Source organism: Vibrio sp. YYF0003 (assembly GCF_036350715.1).
GTDB classification, from domain to species: Bacteria; Pseudomonadota; Gammaproteobacteria; order Enterobacterales; family Vibrionaceae; genus Vibrio; species Vibrio natriegens.
Genome location: NZ_JAZDWA010000003.1, coordinates 525,633 through 543,831 on the forward strand (window position 1 = coordinate 525,633; position 18,199 = coordinate 543,831).

Here is an 18,199-nt window from a genome sequence, read left to right on the forward strand (position 1 = left end):
GATTAAGCTCCTTTTCCAGTTAGGTTCACAGTTGGGTTGATGATGCCGTACAGCAAGTCAACGATGGTATTGGTTACCACGAAGATCAAACCAACAAAGATAACGTAGGCAGTGATTAGCGGTGTATCTACACGGTTAATCGCCTCTAGGAAAAGGAAACCCGTACCCGGCCATTGGAATACAGTTTCGGTTAGGATGGTGTATGCCACCATAGTACCAATTTGCACACCACCCACTGTCAGTACTGGCAGCATGGTATTTTTCAGTGCATGTTGGTAATAGATTTTTTGTAAGTTCAAACCTTTCGCTTTTGCGAACTTGATGTACTCAGAGCTCAATACTTCCAGCATTTCTGAACGAACCAGACGAATGAACAGCGGCAACATGATAGAAGCCAGCGCAATACATGGCAGGATCAGGTGCTTGATACCATCAATGGTAAAGAAGCCAGATTCCCAACCAAGAAGGTTCGATGTTTCACCCCGCCCGTAGGAAGGCAGCCAGCCGAGCTCAATGGAGAAGACGTACATCAGCATGATTGCGGTCAGGAAAACCGGAATCGAAATGCCGACACTACTCATCGCCATAACAAATTTGGTAAAGATACTTTTTGGGTGAATCGCGGAGTACACCCCAAGTGGTATTGAGAAAGCAATAATAATGAGCGTCGCGCCAAACACGAGCTCTAGCGTCGCCACCAGCTTGTCAAGAATGACATCAACCGCTGGGCGCTTGAAAAAGTATGAAGTACCTAAATCACCTTGCAGTGCATTACCAACAAAGCGAGTGTACTTTGTGATAAAGGGATCGTTCAGGCCCAGTTCATCACGCAGCGCTTGACGCTCCGACTCCGAAACCGATTGACCTACAAGCTCACGCAGCGGGTCACCCAGGTTGTCCTGAATGGCAAACGCCACCAAACTGATCACAAACATCACTATCAGTGCCTGAAACAGGCGCTTGACCAGAAACGAAAACATTCCTTGCCCCTTAACTATCCATAGATCTCTAAATTTAGAGAGAAAATTCAGTCTTTAAAACGGGCTCAGTCCGACTGAAATAAAACTGAGCCTGGTATTGAGCCCCACAATAATTCACTTGTTATGGGGCTCATTCAGGAGGGAACGAATTCCCTCCTAAGCACTACTCAATGTGATTATTCAACCACTAGGTCGCCAAAGTAAGGCATAACCATTGGGTTCACGATGTCTGCTGCTTTCACGTTAGACTTCGCGCCCCACGCTTCACTTTGCCAGTGTAGCGGTACGAATGCTGCATCGTTGTATAGCGTTGCTTCTACACCTTGTAGCATTTCTGCACGTTTCGCTGGGTCTGTTTCAACGTTAGCTGCTTCTACTACTTTGTCCATTTCTGGGTTTGAGTAGTGACCACAGTTGTACTGACCACGGCCTGTCTCTTCGTTACGAGTCATGGTTAGGAATTCGTTGAAGTTTGCAGAATCTTCAGTATCTGAGTGCCAACCGATCATCAGCATGTCAGCAGAACATAAATCAAACTCAGGCCAGTATTGCGCTTTAGGCATTGTCTTCAGATCAACCTTGATACCGATCTTAGACAGCATAGCCGCCGCTGCTTGTGCAACTTTTGCATCGTTCACGTAACGGTTGTTTGGCGCAATCATGGTTAGCGTCAAGCCGTCTTCGTAGCCCGCTTCTTTCATCAGCTCTTTTGCTTTCTTCAGATCGTAGCGAGGAACTAGCTTGTCGTTATGACCAACGTAACCTGCTGGGCTTTGCTGACCAGCTGCCGTTGCGAAGCCTTTCATGATTTTCTTCACGATGCCTTCGTTGTTGATGGCATGTACAATCGCCTGACGAACGCGAACGTCTTTCAACGCTTCGTTGCTGTTTTGGTTCATTTGTAGCGTGATGATACGAGTACCCGGCAGAGTTACCAGATCGATACCTTCAGCATCTTTCACACGTTGGTGATCGTTTGGCGCAACTGGGTGAATCATATCTACGCCGCCAGAAAGTAGCGCTGCAACACGAGTCGCATCTTCTTTGATCGGTACTAGCGTTAGCTTATCAACGTTACCTTTTGACTCTTTGTCCCAGTAGTCTTTGAAGCGTTCAAATTCTACTTTTACGCCCTGCTCACGTGATGTCACGATGAATGGACCAGTACCAGAAACGTGAGTTGATGCAAATGAGTTACCGTGCTTCACTAGCTCAGATTTGTCTTTGCCGTCTTCAGTCTTACCAGTGTAGAACTTGCTGTCCATTGGGAAGATGTACGTTGCAGTTTGTAGAACAAGTGGGTATGGACCTTTAGTCACAAGATCAACCGTATTGTCATCAACTTTAACGATTTTTTCGTATGGGTCGAAGATAGCTTTAAAGTCTGGAGAGTTTTGCAGACGTTCGAATGTCCATACAACGTCATCTGCAGTCATTGTGTTACCAGAGTGGAATTTCACACCTTCACGTAGTTTGAAGCGCACTGTCGTATCGTTAATACGCTCCCAGCTTTCTGCTAGGCGAGGTTCAAAATCCATTTCCTGAGTGAAACGAACTAGTGGGTCAAATACCATGTGTGACATTTGCAGTGTACCACCAGATAGCTGCTCGTGCGGGTCAAGCGATACCGGGTCAGCAGCGTAGCCAACTTTAATGTCTGCTGCCAACGAGTTAAAACTTAGTCCCGCAGCGATTAGCGCCACTGCTAATTTGCTTTTCATGGTTTTCATTTGCATAACTCCTTCATGCTGGGATCAAAGTCCCTTGTTGTGTTTGCGTCTGTTTTTATTTCAAGATCAGCCAAGCAAAAAACTTGGTTTATGCCGATTTAATCTCTTCTCTTAGCCCAGTAAATTCTGGCATCAGAGAGATCAGTTTCTTACTGTATTCATGCTGAGGATCGGTAAACAACTGCTCAGTTGGTGCCACTTCAAGTAGCGTACCCATCTGCATTACACCGACTCGGTCACACATCTGACGAATTACCGGTAAGTCGTGACTGATAAACAACATAGTCAAGTTCAGCTCACTTTGCAGATCTTTCAGCAAGTTAAGGATCTGTGCCTGTACCGAAACATCCAACGCTGATGTTGGTTCGTCACAGATCAAAAGACGGGGCCTCGTTGCCAGTGCACGCGCAATAGAAATACGCTGACGCTGACCACCTGAGAATTCGTGTGGATATTTAAGACCAGCCATACGACCCAAACCAACGTGATCAAGCAAGTCATTCACGATTTGGCGTGTTTCTGACTCGTTTTTAGTTAGCTTATGGAAACGAATAGGCTCGGCAATGATATCCGCCACCTTCATACGAGGGTTCATCGACGTATATGGGTTCTGGAACACCATCTGCATTTGACGACGAACTGGGCGACGCTCTTTTTCTGACTTCATTGCAGTCAGGTCCAGACCTTCAAATTTTACCTGACCAGAGTTTGGTTCATACAAGCCTGCGATCACACGTGCGATTGTCGACTTACCAGAGCCAGATTCACCCACCAGACCAAAAGTTTCACCTTCATGGACTTCAAAGCTGACATTATTCGACGCTTGTACGTACTCACGACGGCTTTCAAACAGAGAGTCTTTGGTTACGAATCTTAGGTTTACGTTTTTCACGTCCAACAACGGACCAGTGTACTCGCGTTGATCCTGACTTTGTCCTAACCAGTGATTCTTAATGTCTAGCGACTTCATTTCTGTCGCTTCTTCGATGTAACTTACCAGTGGGAAGCGATCGAGCTTTCTGTCTGAGCGAGGAACCGCTGAGATCAAGCTGCGAGTATATGGATGATCAGGGTTGCCCAGAACTTTTGCAGTCGGACCAAATTCAACCAGGTCACCACGATACATAACTGCCACACGGTCAGTGACGTTCGAAACCACACCCATATCGTGCGTCACCAACATACAACCTACGTTGTTTTTGATGCACAACTCACGAATCAGGCTCAGGATTTGGTCTTGGATTGAAACATCCAATGCCGTCGTTGGCTCATCGGCAATGATCAGATCAGGTTCACCTGCTAGCGCGATGGCAATAACCACACGCTGACGCATACCACCTGAGAATTGGTGAGGATATTGTTTGAGACGGTTTTCCGGTTGAGGGATGCCCACTTGCTGCATCAGAGAAAGCGCACGTTGATAAGCCTCTTCATCCGACACTTTCATGTTGGCATGAATGGTTTCTTTAAGCTGCTGCTCAACCGTAAACAAAGGGTTAAGAGAGGTCATTGGGTCTTGGAAAATAAAGCCTATCTTCGAACCACGAACCTTACGCATCGCTTCCGGAGATAAACCGGAAATCTTTTCTCCATCCAGAAATACATCGCCACTGGCAACGCGACCCGGAGGACTAAGCAAATCAATAACAGCGTTACCAACGGTGGATTTACCCGCACCTGATTCGCCGACAACACCCACAATCTCACCACGTTCAATTTGGAACGAAAGAGATTTCACGGCTGCGTGAACACCGTGTCGGGATGGATACTCAATACGAAGGTTTTTCACTTCTAATAGTGACATTTCAGACCTCTACTACCTTGTCTGTGTGGTATTGAATCTCGCCCACCTAGGGCGCTATTCATCACCTGAATGAATCCGTTCAAATTCAGAATAATGCTCTGAAATTTTAATGCGGACACAATTTGGCAAAAATCACACAAAAAAGCAACAATTAAAGTATATTCCGCCATGAAAATGTTAATTAAACGCATATTTGGCGAATAAAAATGCATTAACAAGTATTTAACCATTTTCATATCAACCTATTTTTGTGCGATATGCACCAATAAAAGCAGAAAAATGCTCTAAATTTAGGCAGAAACCCAACATTACAAATAGCCACATTATTCACAGGTCATTGTTAACATTTAGCAAACAATATCTGGCATGAAATCGATCTCTTAGGCATAAAATTTCATCTAAAAATAGTAGAGAGAAATAAAAAACCAAGTATCAATAACAATAGGCTGAAGTAAAACGTGAGCGGTCCTGCAAAAAAGATTAATATTCTATTTTAGGTCAGTTATTCGAATTTGGTGGCCAAACGTACAATGAATGGCACTGAAATCGTCCACTCGGTTTGAATCGATTGATAGCAGCCGGCTCTGCCATACTTTGGTTTTAAGGCTTTACGATACTATCGAGCATGAGATAATAGATTAAATAGAAGCCCCAGTAGCAAAGTTGTAAATGATAGGAGCCCCTGTGCTTAAAGCGATTTTTTTTGATATGGACGAGACTTTATGTGGCACATCTCAAGCCGATAAAGTGGCAGGGCAAGAATTTGCAAATTGGATGAAAGAAACCTATCCACAGCTCGCGGATTCTAATGCCTTCTTACAACGCTACTTACAAGGCGTGTATAAAAAGCTCAATGCAGAGTTCCCTCAGCTTGTAGCCTTGCTACCGGATGAAAATGCATTCCGTTGTGGCCTGATAAAAACCATCCTTGCGGAACAAGGTATCGAAATAAGCGCAGAGCAAGCTCAACAGGCGCAAAGTTTTTTTGATTCTGCACGCATGAATGCATTCTCCTTTCTACCAGGAGTAAAGGAAATGCTGGTTGAACTGCGTCAACACTACACTCTCGTTGTCATTACTAACGGTCCGATCTTCTCTCAACATCCAAAACTGGCGGCAACAGAGATGAGTGAATGGGTCGATCACATTATTGTTGGTGGTGAAGAACCGGAAGAAAAACCTGCGGCAAGCATATTCCATAAGGCTCTTAAGCTAGCAGACGTTAAACCAGAAGAAGCGCTTCATATCGGTGACTCTTTAGCAGCAGATATTGCGGGCGCTAACGATATGGATATTCTCAGCGTTTGGGTGAATCCAAAAGGTACCGATAATCAGACGGATATTGAGCCAGACTACGAAGTAAAAGACACCGTAGAGCTAAAAGAAATCCTCAAAACGCTCGCTCAGTAGAATGGATTGAATGGTAAAAACACAAAACCCCAGCCACTGCGCTGGGGTTTGTTTTATCGGCTGAGAAAGCTTTTGGGTTACTGGTGGTCAAAAGCTCTTTGACCTGACAGTTAAGACTTTTTGAATGATGGTCGGTGAAGAGGCAGAGTTTGAACATCAGGCCCCTTTGGTCCGCTATATTTCAAAGAATGAGATGCGCTACCAAGCTGCTTTATTCACGATCTTCAGACGTAAAAAAGCCCCGATATTTCTATCGAGGCTTTCTAATAGTGGTCGGTGAAGAGGGATTCGAACCCCCGACCCTCTGGTCCCAAACCAGATGCGCTACCAAGCTGCGCTATTCACCGAGCATGTATTCTTTAGAGAAAGAATGGGGTGGCTAACGAGACTTGAACTCGCGACAACCGGAATCACAATCCGGGGCTCTACCGACTGAGCTATAGCCACCATCAAATTGTCATGTTTACCGCTTACTTTAAGCCATAAACTTTAATAGTGGTCGGTGAAGAGGGATTCGAACCCCCGACCCTCTGGTCCCAAACCAGATGCGCTACCAAGCTGCGCTATTCACCGACTTATGTTTTATCTCGACTCTAAATCAAGACAGGAAGCAATGCTACCTTGTTCTTCCTAAAAAAGAAAGAATGGGGTGGCTAACGAGACTTGAACTCGCGACAACCGGAATCACAATCCGGGGCTCTACCAACTGAGCTATAGCCACCACTGAGTTTTACCGACTTTTCCTCCGGGGTAATGGTACGCCCGAAAGGATTCGAACCTTCGACCTTTGGCTCCGGAGGCCAACGCTCTATCCAACTGAGCTACGGGCGCATGCCCTATCGGCGGAGTGGAATAATACGGATATCACACTATGCCGTCTAGTACTTTTTTTACTTTTTTTATCGTTTGGTCTCTTTTTCGACAGTTATATGCCTTTAAAGAGAATTTTTGATGTGATTCACGCCCTGTCATCGATAACTTGTTGTTTAATGCAACAAGCTATCGGGATATAATCACTCATTATTTACATTGATTTAACAGCTGCAACCAAGTTGTCTAATCATTCTATGCCATTGAAGTGGTTTTATCGGGCTTCTTTAATCGGTATCAATACTCTAACTATATAAATAGGTAAGTCACTTACCTCGGGAATGTGAAGTGGGTTTAATGGATATGTCTCGACAAATGATTAGCGTTTTGTTCGCTGCCTTAACGTTTTCTACGGCAGCTTTAGCTTCTGACATCAGCCAAAGTGAATACGATGCGATCGCAGAACGCATCAAACCTGTCGGCGATGTTTATCTAGCAGGCTCTGAGCCTGTAAAAGCAGAACCAACCGGTCCTCGTGATGGCGCAACAGTTTACGGTACTTTTTGTATTGCTTGTCACGCATCTGGTGTAAACGGTGCTCCAAAGATTGGCAATGCTGACGAATGGGCGCCTCGTATCGCTCAAGGTAAAGATGTACTGATCAAACATGCACTTGAAGGCTTCAACGCGATGCCAGCTAAAGGTACGTGTATGGACTGTTCTGACGACGAGATCACAGCCGCTATCGATCATATGATTGCAGGTCTGTAATTCGTCTTGAATCAAAGCTTTAAAAGAGAAAGGCTTGCCACTTGGCAAGCCTTTTTATTTGCTGTTTGATGATTTGGATGATGCTACTTCTTAAACATCGAGCGTAAGTTGGCAATGTGAGCCTGGCCTTTTGCCATTCTCTCCTCTTGCGAAACGGGCTTTTTGTTGACTTCCCATTCCACATCATCGAAAGGCAATTCATCAAGAAAGCGACTTTGTGTCGGCTTGATTAACTCACCATACTGACGGCGCTCTTTACACATCGTAAAAGTCAGCTCTCTTTGGGCACGAGTAATCCCCACGTACATCAGGCGACGTTCTTCTTCTACGTTGTCTTCATCAATGCTGGTTTGATGTGGCAAAATGCCTTCTTCTGAACCAATCAGATAAACGTACGGGAATTCCAGACCCTTTGACGCATGCAGTGTCATCAATTGTACCGCATCGCTGTCTTCGTCCTCTTCCCCGCGCTCCATCATGTCACGCAAGGTTAAACGCTGAACCACCTCTTTTAATGTCTTCTCTTCCTGATCGTAATTATCGCCTTCTAAATCAGCCACAATCCAGGAATAGAGATCTGACACGTTCTTCATGCGCATCTCAGCCGCTTTCGGGCTCGCGGAGGTTTCGTATAACCAGTCTTCGTAATTGATGTCACGAACCAGTGAACGGACCGCAGCCACGGTATCGCCTCTTTCCGCCTGATCAGCAATAGCGACTAACCACTGAGTGAAGCGGCGTAAATTCTCCAGACCACGCCCTGTTAAATGCTGTTCGAGCCCCATTTCAAAGCTGGCTTCAAACAGGCTTTTGCCACGCATATTGGCGTAACTGCCCAGTTTTTCTAGTGTAACCGGTCCAATTTCACGTCGGGGCGTGTTTACGATGCGCAGAAAGGCATTGTCATCGTCCGGGTTCACCAGAACTCGAAGATACGCCATGATGTCTTTGATCTCTGAACGAGCAAAGAAAGAGGTACCACCCGAAATTTTGTATGGTACGCGGTTTTGCATCAGCGACTTTTCTATTAAGCGTGATTGATGGTTACCACGATACAAAATCGAGTAGTCTCGGTATTCGGTGCGATTGAGGAACTTGTGTGCGATCAGCTCTCCCGTAACACGCTCCGCTTCATGCTCTTCATTTTTTGCTAGCAGTACTTTGAGTTTTTCACCGTCAGGGATCTCAGAGAATAGCGTCTTCTCATACACGTGCGGGTTGTTAGCAATGAGAATATTGGCAGCACGAAGAATACGACTGGTAGAGCGATAGTTTTGCTCTAGTTTAATCAGGCGCAAGTTCGGGTAGTCTTCACCCAATAGCACCAGGTTCTGAGGCTTCGCACCACGCCATGAGTAGATAGACTGATCGTCATCCCCTACTACGGTTAGGCGGCCCCGCTCACCGACAATGTGTTTTACCAGCTCGTATTGGCTGGTATTGGTATCTTGATATTCGTCCACCAGTAGGTAGCGGATGCGGCTCTGCCAACGCTGACGTACGTCTTCATTAGTACGTAACAACAGTACTGGCATCAGAATCAAATCATCAAAATCGAGTGCGTTGTACGCTTTCATCTGCTTCTGGTACATGTCGAAGCAGAAGGCAAACAACTGTTGTTGCTCACCTTTCGCCTGAGCTTTCACCTGCTCTGGCGTTAACATGTCGTTCTTCCAGTTAGAGATCGAACTCATCAGCTGACGCAGCAGATCTTTATCACCGTCGAGCTGCTTTTCCGTTAGCTCTTTTAATAACGCGAGTTGGTCTTGGTCATCAAACAATGAGAAGCCTGCTTTTAAACCAAGCTGCTTGTACTCGCGCTTAATGATGTTCAAGCCCAAGGTGTGGAAGGTCGACACCATCAAACCTTTAGATTCCGCTTTACCTAATGTCTGACCCACCCGCTCTTTCATTTCTCGTGCGGCTTTATTGGTAAAGGTTACCGCTGCAATATTTCGCGCTTTGTAGCCACATTGCTGAACCAAATAAGCAATTTTATTGGTGATAACACGAGTTTTACCCGAGCCAGCACCTGCCAGCACCAAACACGGACCAGATACGTACTTTACGGCTTCATCTTGACTAGGGTTCAGCTTCATAGAATTTCTCAGCGGGCAATAAACGTGGCGCCTATGATAATAGTGAGTATGAACGATTACCACGTTTATCAGCCCTCAGTTTGTCAGTGTTTGCTAACTCCATTTATACCAAAGTAAAAATTTAATTATTTTTTATTGCACACTCGTATAGCTTTAGATCTATAATGAATGAACGTTCATTCACTAGAAGTGGAACTATGTCGAGTAATACAACTTTAGATAAAAAAGCTCAGATTCTTTGTGCGGCGGAAAAACTGATTGCTGAGCTGGGTTTTCAGGGATTTTCGATGCAAAAGCTAGCCAAAGAAGCGGGTGTGGCGGCTGGCACTATCTATCGTTACTTTTCCGATAAGAACCACCTTTTAGACGAAGTTAGATTAAACGTCGCAAAGCGCATTGCAATAGAAGTGCAAGCCGGCGTGAGCGACGATATGCCTTTAAAAGAACGTTATACAAAAATGTGGCTTAACATTTGGTGTTTAGCTGGCTCAAATGTGGACACATTGAACAATAGAGTTCAATATCAATCCCTACCCTATGCAAGCAATAGAGTAACGCTGGAACTTGAGCGTAAAATGTTTGATCAGGTAGACCGACTATTTGACCAAGGTAAAGAGCAAGGAGTGTTTAAGCCACTCGACAATATGATCCTTTCAGGACTGAGTTTCGAGGCGACCGTTGCACTCGCCCGACATCATGCTCTGGGGTTTTATCAACTGGACGAAGCAGCCATAGAAGCTGCCATTGAAGCCAGTTGGGACGCAATCATTCAACACTAATTGGAGTTCTGACCAGAATGAAAAAGTGGACTTTTTTTATGTTACTTATCGCAATCTTGCTGTTCGGCAGTGTGATAGGTTTCAACTTATTCAAGCAACAGAAGATTGCCGAATACATGGCGAATCGCCCGGAACCTGAATTTCCCGTAACCGTAACTGACGTACAGTCAGTTGATTGGGTACCGGTGATTGAGGCAATTGGCTTTATCGAGCCTAACCAAGGGGTAACGGTAGCGAACGAGACAAGTGGCGTCATTGACCAAATCGCTTTTGAATCTGGAACTCAAGTGAAAGAAGGCCAGGATTTGGTACTTCTTGATTCAGCTGTTGAGAAAGCCAACCTGAAAAGTGCACAAGCGAAGCTGCCAGCTGCTGAAGCAAAATACAAGCGTTACCAAGGCCTGTACAAAAAAGGGTCGATTTCTAAAGAGTCTTATGATGAAGCAGAAGCGAATTACTTTTCTCTTAGCGCTGACATCGAGAGCTTGAAAGCGGCGATCGACCGTCGTGAAATCAAAGCACCGTTTTCAGGCGTGGTTGGTATCCGTAATGTTTACCTAGGTCAGTACCTGCAAGCGGGTACCGATATCGTGCGTCTTGAAGATACCAGCGTTATGCGTCTACGTTTCACCGTGCCGCAGACCGATATTTCTCGTATCCACATCAGCCAAGCTGTCGATATTTTTGTCGATGCGTACCCAGAAATCGCCTTCAAAGGTTCAATTACAGCCATTGAGCCAGCGGTTAATGTACAGAGTGGTCTGATCCAGGTACAAGCAGATATTCCAAATAACGACGGAAAACTACGTAGTGGTATGTTCGCTCGAGCGAATATCATCCTGCCTAAACTTGAAAACCAGGTGACTCTGCCACAAACCGCGATTACTTACACACTTTACGGTGACAGCATTTACATCGTATCTGAAGAAGATGGCGAAAAGCGTGTAACACAGCAAGTGGTTAAAGTGGGTGAGCGTACAAAAGACATCGTACACATTCTTGAAGGCGTTAAGCCAGGTGATGTAGTAGTGACCTCAGGTCAGATTCGTCTGAGTAACCACGCTAAAGTCCGTGTCGTAGAAAGCGATGCAACGACTCCACCAACTGAAACACCAATGCTGTAATCGGAGGCTTCATGCGCTTTACTGATGTTTTTATTAAACGTCCAGTTTTAGCGGTATCAATCAGCTTTTTGATCGCATTGCTTGGTCTACAAGCAATCTTCAAAATGCAGGTTCGTGAATACCCTGAAATGACGAATACGGAAGTAACGGTTTCGACCAGTTACTACGGTGCCAGTGCCGACCTAATCCAGGGCTTTATTACTCAGCCATTGGAACAAGCGGTCGCACAGGCTGATAATATCGATTATATGACTTCTCAATCGGTGCTGGGTAAATCCACCATCACCGTGAAAATGAAGTTGAACACTGACCCGAATGCGGCACTCTCGGACATTCTGGCAAAAACCAACTCGGTTCGCTCGCAACTACCGAAAGAAGCCGAAGACCCTACCGTTACTATGTCGACTGGCTCGACAACAGCGGTACTGTATATTGGTTTTACCAGTGATGAGTTGTCTTCAAGTCAGATCACCGACTACCTTGAGCGTGTAATCAACCCACAGTTGTTTACCGTTAACGGTGTATCGAAAGTCGACCTATACGGTGGTATGAAATACGCGCTACGTGTTTGGCTAGACCCTGCAAAAATGGCAGCGTTTAACTTAACCGCGACTGACGTGATGGGTGTGTTAAGTGCCAACAACTATCAGTCTGCTACGGGTCAGGCTATCGGTGAGTTTGTACTTTACAACGGCAGCGCGGATACTCAGGTATCCAATGTTGATGAGTTGAAGAACCTTGTTGTTAGCAACGACGATGGCAATGTCACTCGCTTAAGCGATATTGCTAAAGTGACGCTAGAAAAGAGCCACGACTCATATCGAGCGAGTGCAAATGGTCAGGAGGCGGTTGTTGCTGCAATTAATGCTGCACCAAGTGCCAACCCAATCAATATAGCAGCAGACGTACTTGATCTATTACCTCAGCTAGAGCGCAACTTGCCTAGCACGATCAAGATGAATGTGCTTTATGATTCGACTATCGCAATTAACGAATCCATTAACGAAGTAATCAAAACCATCGCTGAAGCTGCAGTGATCGTACTGATTGTTATCACTATATTCCTTGGTTCATTCCGTGCCGTAGTGATCCCTATTGTAACTATCCCACTCTCTTTGATCGGTGTGGCGATGGTAATGCAATCCATGGGTTTCTCGTGGAACCTGATGACCCTACTGGCAATGGTTCTCGCCATTGGTCTGGTGGTAGATGATGCGATCGTTGTACTGGAAAACGTTGACCGACATATCAAGCTTGGTGAATCACCATTCCGAGCGGCCATTATCGGTACGCGCGAAATTGCGGTTCCAGTTATCGCGATGACACTAACGTTGGGTGCGGTATACGCGCCGATCGCGTTGATGGGTGGTATCACGGGCTCGCTATTTAAAGAGTTCGCGTTAACTCTGGCGGGTGCGGTATTTGTATCAGGTATCGTGGCACTGACATTATCACCAATGATGTGTTCAAAAATGCTGAAAGCTCATCAGGCACCAAGCAAGTTTGAACAGAAAGTGCATAGCGTGTTAGAGCGCATGACCAGCCGATACGCCAAAATGTTGGGTGCTGTCATGCAACACCGTCCAGTTGTAATTGGTTTTGCACTGATTGTATTTGCCAGCTTACCGATGCTGTTCAAGTTCATCCCAAGTGAACTGGCTCCGTCTGAAGATAAAGGCGTGGTTGTATTGATGGGTACTGCTCCATCAAATTCGAACTTAGACTTTATCCAGAACACCATGAACCAGGTAAACAACATTCTGTCTGAACAGCCAGAAGTTCAGTTTGCACAGGTTTTCTCAGGTGTACCAAACTCTCACCAAGCGTTCGGTATTGCCTCTATGGTGCCTTGGAGTGAGCGTGAAGCAAGCCAGGCAGACGTAACGGGCCGTGTAGGCGGATTGGTTGCGGACGTACCGGGAATGGCGGTAACAGCGTTCCAAATGCCAGAGTTGCCAGGTGCAGGTAGTGGTCTTCCAATTCAGTTTGTTCTGACCACACCAAACGCATTTGAGAGTTTATTCTCTATCGCTACAGACGTATTAACGGAAGTGAAATCTAGCCCAATGTTCGTTTATTCGGATCTTGATCTGAACTACGACTCGGCGACGATGAAAATCAACATCGACAAAGACAAAGCGGGCGCATACGGCGTAACCATGCAAGACATCGGTGTGACTTTAAGCACCATGATGGCAGATGGCTACGTAAACCGTATCGACCTTAATGGCCGCTCTTACGAAGTTATCCCTCAGGTAGAGCGTAAGTGGCGTCTAAACCCAGAGTCGATGAACAACTACTACGTACGTGCAGCTGACGGTAACGCGGTTCCACTGAGTAACCTAGTGACGATTGACGTGATTGCAGAGCCACGCTCACTACCTCACTTCAACCAGCTGAACTCAGCAACGGTAGGTGCGGTACCAGCTCCAGGCACGGCAATGGGCGATGCGATTAACTGGTTTGAGAACATCGCTGAAACGAAACTGCCAAGCGGCTACAACCATGATTACATGGGTGAAGCTCGTCAGTTTGTGACTGAAGGTAGTGCGTTATACGCGACATTTGGTTTAGCACTAGCGATCATCTTCTTGGTTCTGGCGATTCAGTTTGAATCTGTGAAAGATCCGCTGGTTATCATGGTGTCTGTGCCACTGGCAATTTGTGGCGCGTTGATTGCGCTTGCCTGGGGCGCGGCATCGATGAACATTTACTCTCAGGTTGGTTTGATTACTCTGGTTGGCCTTATCACCAAGCACGGTATCTTAATTTGTGAAGTAGCGAAAGAAGAGCAGCTGCACAACAAACTGGGTAAAACAGAAGCAGTAATGGAAGCGGCGAAAGTTCGTCTGCGTCCTATTCTGATGACAACTGCAGCGATGATCGCGGGTCTTATCCCACTGATGTACGCGACTGGTGCAGGTGCGGCTCAGCGCTTTAGTATCGGTATCGTAATCGTTGCTGGTCTGGCGATTGGTACTCTGTTTACCCTATTCGTACTGCCTGTTATCTACAGCTACTTAGCTGAGAAACACAAACCACTTCCAGTGTTTGTTGAAGACAAAGATCTGGAAAAGTTGGCCCGTGTTGATGAAGCAAAAGCGGCGCAACGAGGATTAGCGGACAACCACTAATTCCCTGCCAAGCTAAAAAGGTCACTTCGGTGGCCTTTTTTATTGCCTTGCGTTTGCCGTACCTATCTCGATTTTTTGCATTCCAACTAGCGACTTTCCCGTATCAATTACTTAAAATGAGCACAAATCAAAAGGAGTTTTAACCACTATGTTTGATCCAAAGAAACTAGAGCAAATCGCCAAGCAGATTCATGACTCTATGCCAGCACCAGTGAAAGAGCTAGGTGCAGATGTTGATCAGAAAGTTCGCCAAGTGATTCAAGGTCAGCTGAACAAGCTTGATGTTGTTAGCCGTGAAGAGTTTGATGTTCAGACTCAGGTTCTGCTTCGTACTCGTCAGAAGCTCACTGAGATGGAAGCGAAACTGGCCGAGCTTGAAGCTAAGCTAGCAGACAAATAAGCATCGTCTTCCGATAAGATTCAAAGGCTGACACTCAGGTGTCAGCCTTTTTTGTACTCCAACCAAACGAGCCATAAATAAAAAAGGCTTGGTCAACGGCGACCAAGCCTTTTGATTAGATGTTGTGTTTTGTATTTATTGACCCCAGTCTGCCTGGAGTTCTTTTACTGCGTTACTTTAGAGTATGTAAATTACGCAGTATTAAGATTTCATTTCTAGAAGAAGGCGCGGAGTTTACGATAGTAAATGAGCACCTTCGACACCGAAATGGAGCCTTAAGGCCAGTAATTTAGCCGCCTACAGCGATACGCTTCATATCAGTCATATACCCGCGTAGCTCTTCACCGATGTACTCAACTGGGTGGTTGCGAAGCTTCTCGTTAACAGCGATAAGTGTTGCGTTATCAACTTGGTTTGAAGTCTCACCTAGGCCTTTACCGATAACATCAGTACCTACTGAAGGCATGAACTTCTCACGTAGTAGCGGCGTTGCTACGTTTGCGAATAGGTAGTTACCGTATTCTGCAGTGTCAGAGATTACTACGTTCATCTCGTATAGGCGCTTACGTGCAATTGTGTTTGCGATTAGCGGTAGTTCGTGTAGTGACTCGTAGTACGCTGACTCATCGATGATGCCTGATGCAGTCATTGCTTCAAACGCTAGCTCAACCCCTGCGCGAACCATCGCAATCATTAGAATACCGTTGTCGAAGTACTCTTGCTCAGAGATTTCAACGTCAGTTTCTGGGTAGTTTTCAAATGCTGTTTGACCAGTCTCTTCACGCCAGCCTAGTAGGTTCACGTCGTCGTTCGCCCAGTCAGCCATCATCGTGCTAGAGAAGTGACCAGAAATGATGTCATCCATGTGCTTGTTGTAAAGTGGACGCATTAGATCTTTTAGCTCTTCAGAAAGCTCAAACGCTTTGATTTTCGCTGGGTTAGACAGACGGTCCATCATGTGCGTGATGCCACCGAATTTCAGTGCTTCTGTTACTGTTTCCCAACCGTACTGAAGTAGTTTACCTGCGTAACCTGGGTCGATACCTTCCGCAACCATCTTCTCGTAACATACGATAGAACCAGCTTGAAGCATGCCACATAGGATAGTTTGCTCACCCATTAGGTCAGATTTTACTTCTGCAACGAAAGATGACTCTAGACAACCTGCGCGGTGACCGCCAGTTGCTGCTGCCCATGCTTTCGCGATTTCCAGACCATCGCCTTTAGGGTCATTCTCTGGGTGAACCGCAATTAGAGTTGGAACACCGAAACCACGTTTGTATTCTTCACGAACCTCAGTACCAGGACACTTAGGTGCAACCATTACAACCGTTAGGTCTTTACGGATTTGCATGCCTTCTTCAACAACGTTGAAACCGTGTGAGTAACCTAGTGCAGCGCCTTCTTTCATTAGAGGCATTACTGTCTCAACAACGTTAGAGTGCTGCTTGTCTGGAGTTAGGTTAACAACTAGATCCGCTTGAGGGATTAGAGTCTCGTAGCTACCTACTTCAAAACCGTTGTCTTTTGCATTTTTAAATGACTGACGTTGCTCGTCGATTGCAGCCTGACGAAGTGCGTATGACACATCCAGACCAGAATCACGCATGTTTAGACCTTGGTTCAGGCCTTGAGCACCACAACCTACGATGACAACCTTCTTACCTTTTAGGTAGTCTGCTTCTGAAGCAAACTCACTGCGGTCCATAAAACGACAACGACCTAGTTGGTCCAATTGCTCACGCAAGTTTAGAGTATTGAAATAGTTAGCCATTAGGGTGCTCCTTTAAGATTCTTCCGTAGAGGTCGGTATTAGTCTTACCGAATGAGTTCATACTAGAACAGACATTTAATTGCTTAAAGTGATATATTCACAATTAGTAATTGCAAAAAATGCAACACGGTAATTTCATGAATATAAAAACCATCCGACTGTTCCTTGATATCTGTGACAGCAAGAATTTTAGTAAGACAGCAGCCACTATGCACGTGAGTCCATCTGCTTTGAGTCGTCAGATTCAAAAATTAGAAGAAGAGATAGGCCACCCGCTTTTTGTCAGGGACAACCGGAGTGTGGAGTTGACGCCCGCTGGTGAAAAATTTCAGCCAGTAGCGATGAAGATGGTTCACGACTGGACACAATTCCAATCTCAAATAAATGTGCAAGACGACGTTCTGAAAGGTGAGGTCCGTTTATTCTGCTCCGTCACGGCCAGTTATAGCCACCTACCTCAACTTCTTAACTCATTTCGCTTAAAACACCCCTTTATTGAGTTCAAGTTACTGACAGGGGATCCGGCTCAGGCCATCGATAAGATAATGAATGATGAGGCCGATATCGCCATTTCTGCCATGCCAGAGCACCTTTCATCTAAAGTGGAGTTCACCACCATCACTGAAATTCCACTCTCCGTAATAGCCCCCATAGGCATCAGTTCTTGGGTTGAAGAGCTACACAAAGAACATCCCGACTGGAATAAGATTCCTTTCATTGTGCCTGAATCCGGTACCGCTCGGGACCGAGCCAATGCCTGGTTTAAAAAAATGAAAATTAAACCGAATATCTACGCGCAAATTTCTGGTCATGAAGCCATTGTCAGTATGGTGGCTTTAGGTTGTGGTGTCGGAATCGCGCCAGATGTTGTGATTAATAACAGTCCTGTACGAGATAGCATTCAGCGTCTTTCGTTTGCCCCAATCAAACCATTCCAACTAGGTGTGTGTTGTAAAAGATCGCAACTGGAAAACTCATTAGTCAAAGCGTTGTGGGAGTTAGCCGAGGGAAGCTTTATTGCTCAGTAGTCGCTCCAAATACCCTGGAGTTTATCTCTACAGTCACTGTCGAAAAAACCAAGCATTAAACCTCCGACCGGCAGTACGACGATTGGCACCATAAGCGTTCTGTAAATATCCTAAAATGTTCACGTTGTATCCTCTTACTTTTTGATTCTAGAGAGAGGATACGTGATTGATAATTAAGGAGTGGTTGTGCGTAGATTAAGTTTTATTAATCTTATGAAGCATATTTTGGAAAGCGTAAATAACAAAAAAGCCCGCTATTTCTAGCGGGCTTTTTTGCAAATTTAAAGCCTGGCGATGTCCTACTCTCACATGGGGAAACCCCACACTACCATCGGCGCTATTTCGTTTCACTTCTG

At 45.6% G+C, this 18,199-nt stretch carries 12 protein-coding genes and 5 tRNA genes; 7 read left to right on the forward strand and 10 right to left on the reverse strand.

Annotation, left to right across the window (positions count from 1 at the left end):
• Positions 1-2 precede the first annotated feature (2 nt).
• From V1U08_RS12720 to V1U08_RS12730, 3 genes are all read right to left on the reverse strand, one after another.
• Positions 3-980, reverse strand: a complete 978-nt coding sequence (locus tag V1U08_RS12720; RefSeq protein WP_014230455.1) for an ABC transporter permease — start codon at positions 978-980, stop codon at positions 3-5.
• 176 nt (positions 981-1,156) lie between these two features.
• Positions 1,157-2,710, reverse strand: coding sequence for an ABC transporter substrate-binding protein (locus tag V1U08_RS12725; RefSeq protein ID WP_014230454.1), 1,554 nt, complete (start codon positions 2,708-2,710; stop codon positions 1,157-1,159).
• 88 nt (positions 2,711-2,798) lie between these two features.
• Complete coding sequence (locus V1U08_RS12730) at positions 2,799-4,514, reverse strand: ABC transporter ATP-binding protein (protein WP_020336243.1); 1,716 nt, start codon at positions 4,512-4,514, stop codon at positions 2,799-2,801.
• A gap of 684 nt (positions 4,515-5,198) precedes the next feature.
• Between V1U08_RS12730 and V1U08_RS12735 the strand changes: the two genes are divergently transcribed.
• Positions 5,199-5,924, forward strand: a complete 726-nt coding sequence (locus V1U08_RS12735) for an HAD family hydrolase (RefSeq protein WP_014230451.1) — start codon at positions 5,199-5,201, stop codon at positions 5,922-5,924.
• A 270-nt stretch (positions 5,925-6,194) separates the two neighbouring features.
• On the opposite strand, the gene V1U08_RS12740 is transcribed toward V1U08_RS12735, so the two are convergent.
• From V1U08_RS12740 to V1U08_RS12760, 5 genes are all read right to left on the reverse strand, one after another.
• Positions 6,195-6,271, reverse strand: a tRNA-Pro gene (locus V1U08_RS12740).
• A 24-nt stretch (positions 6,272-6,295) separates the two neighbouring features.
• Positions 6,296-6,371: transfer RNA gene (locus tag V1U08_RS12745), tRNA-His, on the reverse strand.
• Between the two features lie 49 nt (positions 6,372-6,420).
• Positions 6,421-6,497 (reverse strand) — tRNA-Pro (locus V1U08_RS12750).
• A gap of 72 nt (positions 6,498-6,569) precedes the next feature.
• Positions 6,570-6,645: transfer RNA gene (locus V1U08_RS12755), tRNA-His, on the reverse strand.
• 33 nt (positions 6,646-6,678) lie between these two features.
• Positions 6,679-6,755: transfer RNA gene (locus V1U08_RS12760), tRNA-Arg, on the reverse strand.
• Between the two features lie 336 nt (positions 6,756-7,091).
• Between V1U08_RS12760 and V1U08_RS12765 the strand changes: the two genes are divergently transcribed.
• Entirely contained in the window at positions 7,092-7,505 is a 414-nt protein-coding gene (locus V1U08_RS12765; RefSeq protein ID WP_014230450.1) for a c-type cytochrome, read from the forward strand.
• An 83-nt stretch (positions 7,506-7,588) separates the two neighbouring features.
• Here V1U08_RS12765 and rep read toward each other — a convergent pair whose 3' ends face one another.
• Positions 7,589-9,604, reverse strand: coding sequence for a DNA helicase Rep (gene rep, locus V1U08_RS12770; RefSeq protein ID WP_014230449.1), 2,016 nt, complete (start codon positions 9,602-9,604; stop codon positions 7,589-7,591).
• A gap of 197 nt (positions 9,605-9,801) precedes the next feature.
• Between rep and V1U08_RS12775 the strand changes: the two genes are divergently transcribed.
• From V1U08_RS12775 to ubiK, 4 genes are all read left to right on the forward strand, one after another.
• Positions 9,802-10,383, forward strand: a complete 582-nt coding sequence (locus V1U08_RS12775) for a TetR/AcrR family transcriptional regulator (protein ID WP_014230448.1) — start codon at positions 9,802-9,804, stop codon at positions 10,381-10,383.
• 17 nt (positions 10,384-10,400) lie between these two features.
• A complete protein-coding gene (locus tag V1U08_RS12780) occupies positions 10,401-11,507 on the forward strand; it encodes an efflux RND transporter periplasmic adaptor subunit (RefSeq protein WP_014230447.1) in 1,107 nt (368 codons plus the stop codon).
• A gap of 11 nt (positions 11,508-11,518) precedes the next feature.
• Positions 11,519-14,641, forward strand: a complete 3,123-nt coding sequence (locus V1U08_RS12785) for a multidrug efflux RND transporter permease subunit (RefSeq protein ID WP_065298935.1) — start codon at positions 11,519-11,521, stop codon at positions 14,639-14,641.
• A gap of 148 nt (positions 14,642-14,789) precedes the next feature.
• Entirely contained in the window at positions 14,790-15,041 is a 252-nt protein-coding gene (ubiK, locus tag V1U08_RS12790; RefSeq protein WP_014230445.1) for a ubiquinone biosynthesis accessory factor UbiK, read from the forward strand.
• Between the two features lie 289 nt (positions 15,042-15,330).
• On the opposite strand, the gene ilvC is transcribed toward ubiK, so the two are convergent.
• Positions 15,331-16,815: a ketol-acid reductoisomerase gene (gene ilvC / locus V1U08_RS12795; RefSeq protein WP_014230444.1), complete on the reverse strand. Its 1,485-nt coding sequence runs from the start codon at positions 16,813-16,815 to the stop codon at positions 15,331-15,333.
• A gap of 137 nt (positions 16,816-16,952) precedes the next feature.
• On the opposite strand from ilvC, the gene ilvY reads away from it, so the two are divergent.
• The gene (gene ilvY, locus V1U08_RS12800; protein ID WP_330470728.1) at positions 16,953-17,843 is read left to right on the forward strand and encodes an HTH-type transcriptional activator IlvY; all 891 of its coding nucleotides are present in this window, start codon (positions 16,953-16,955) and stop codon (positions 17,841-17,843) included.
• Positions 17,844-18,199: the final 356 nt, after the last annotated feature.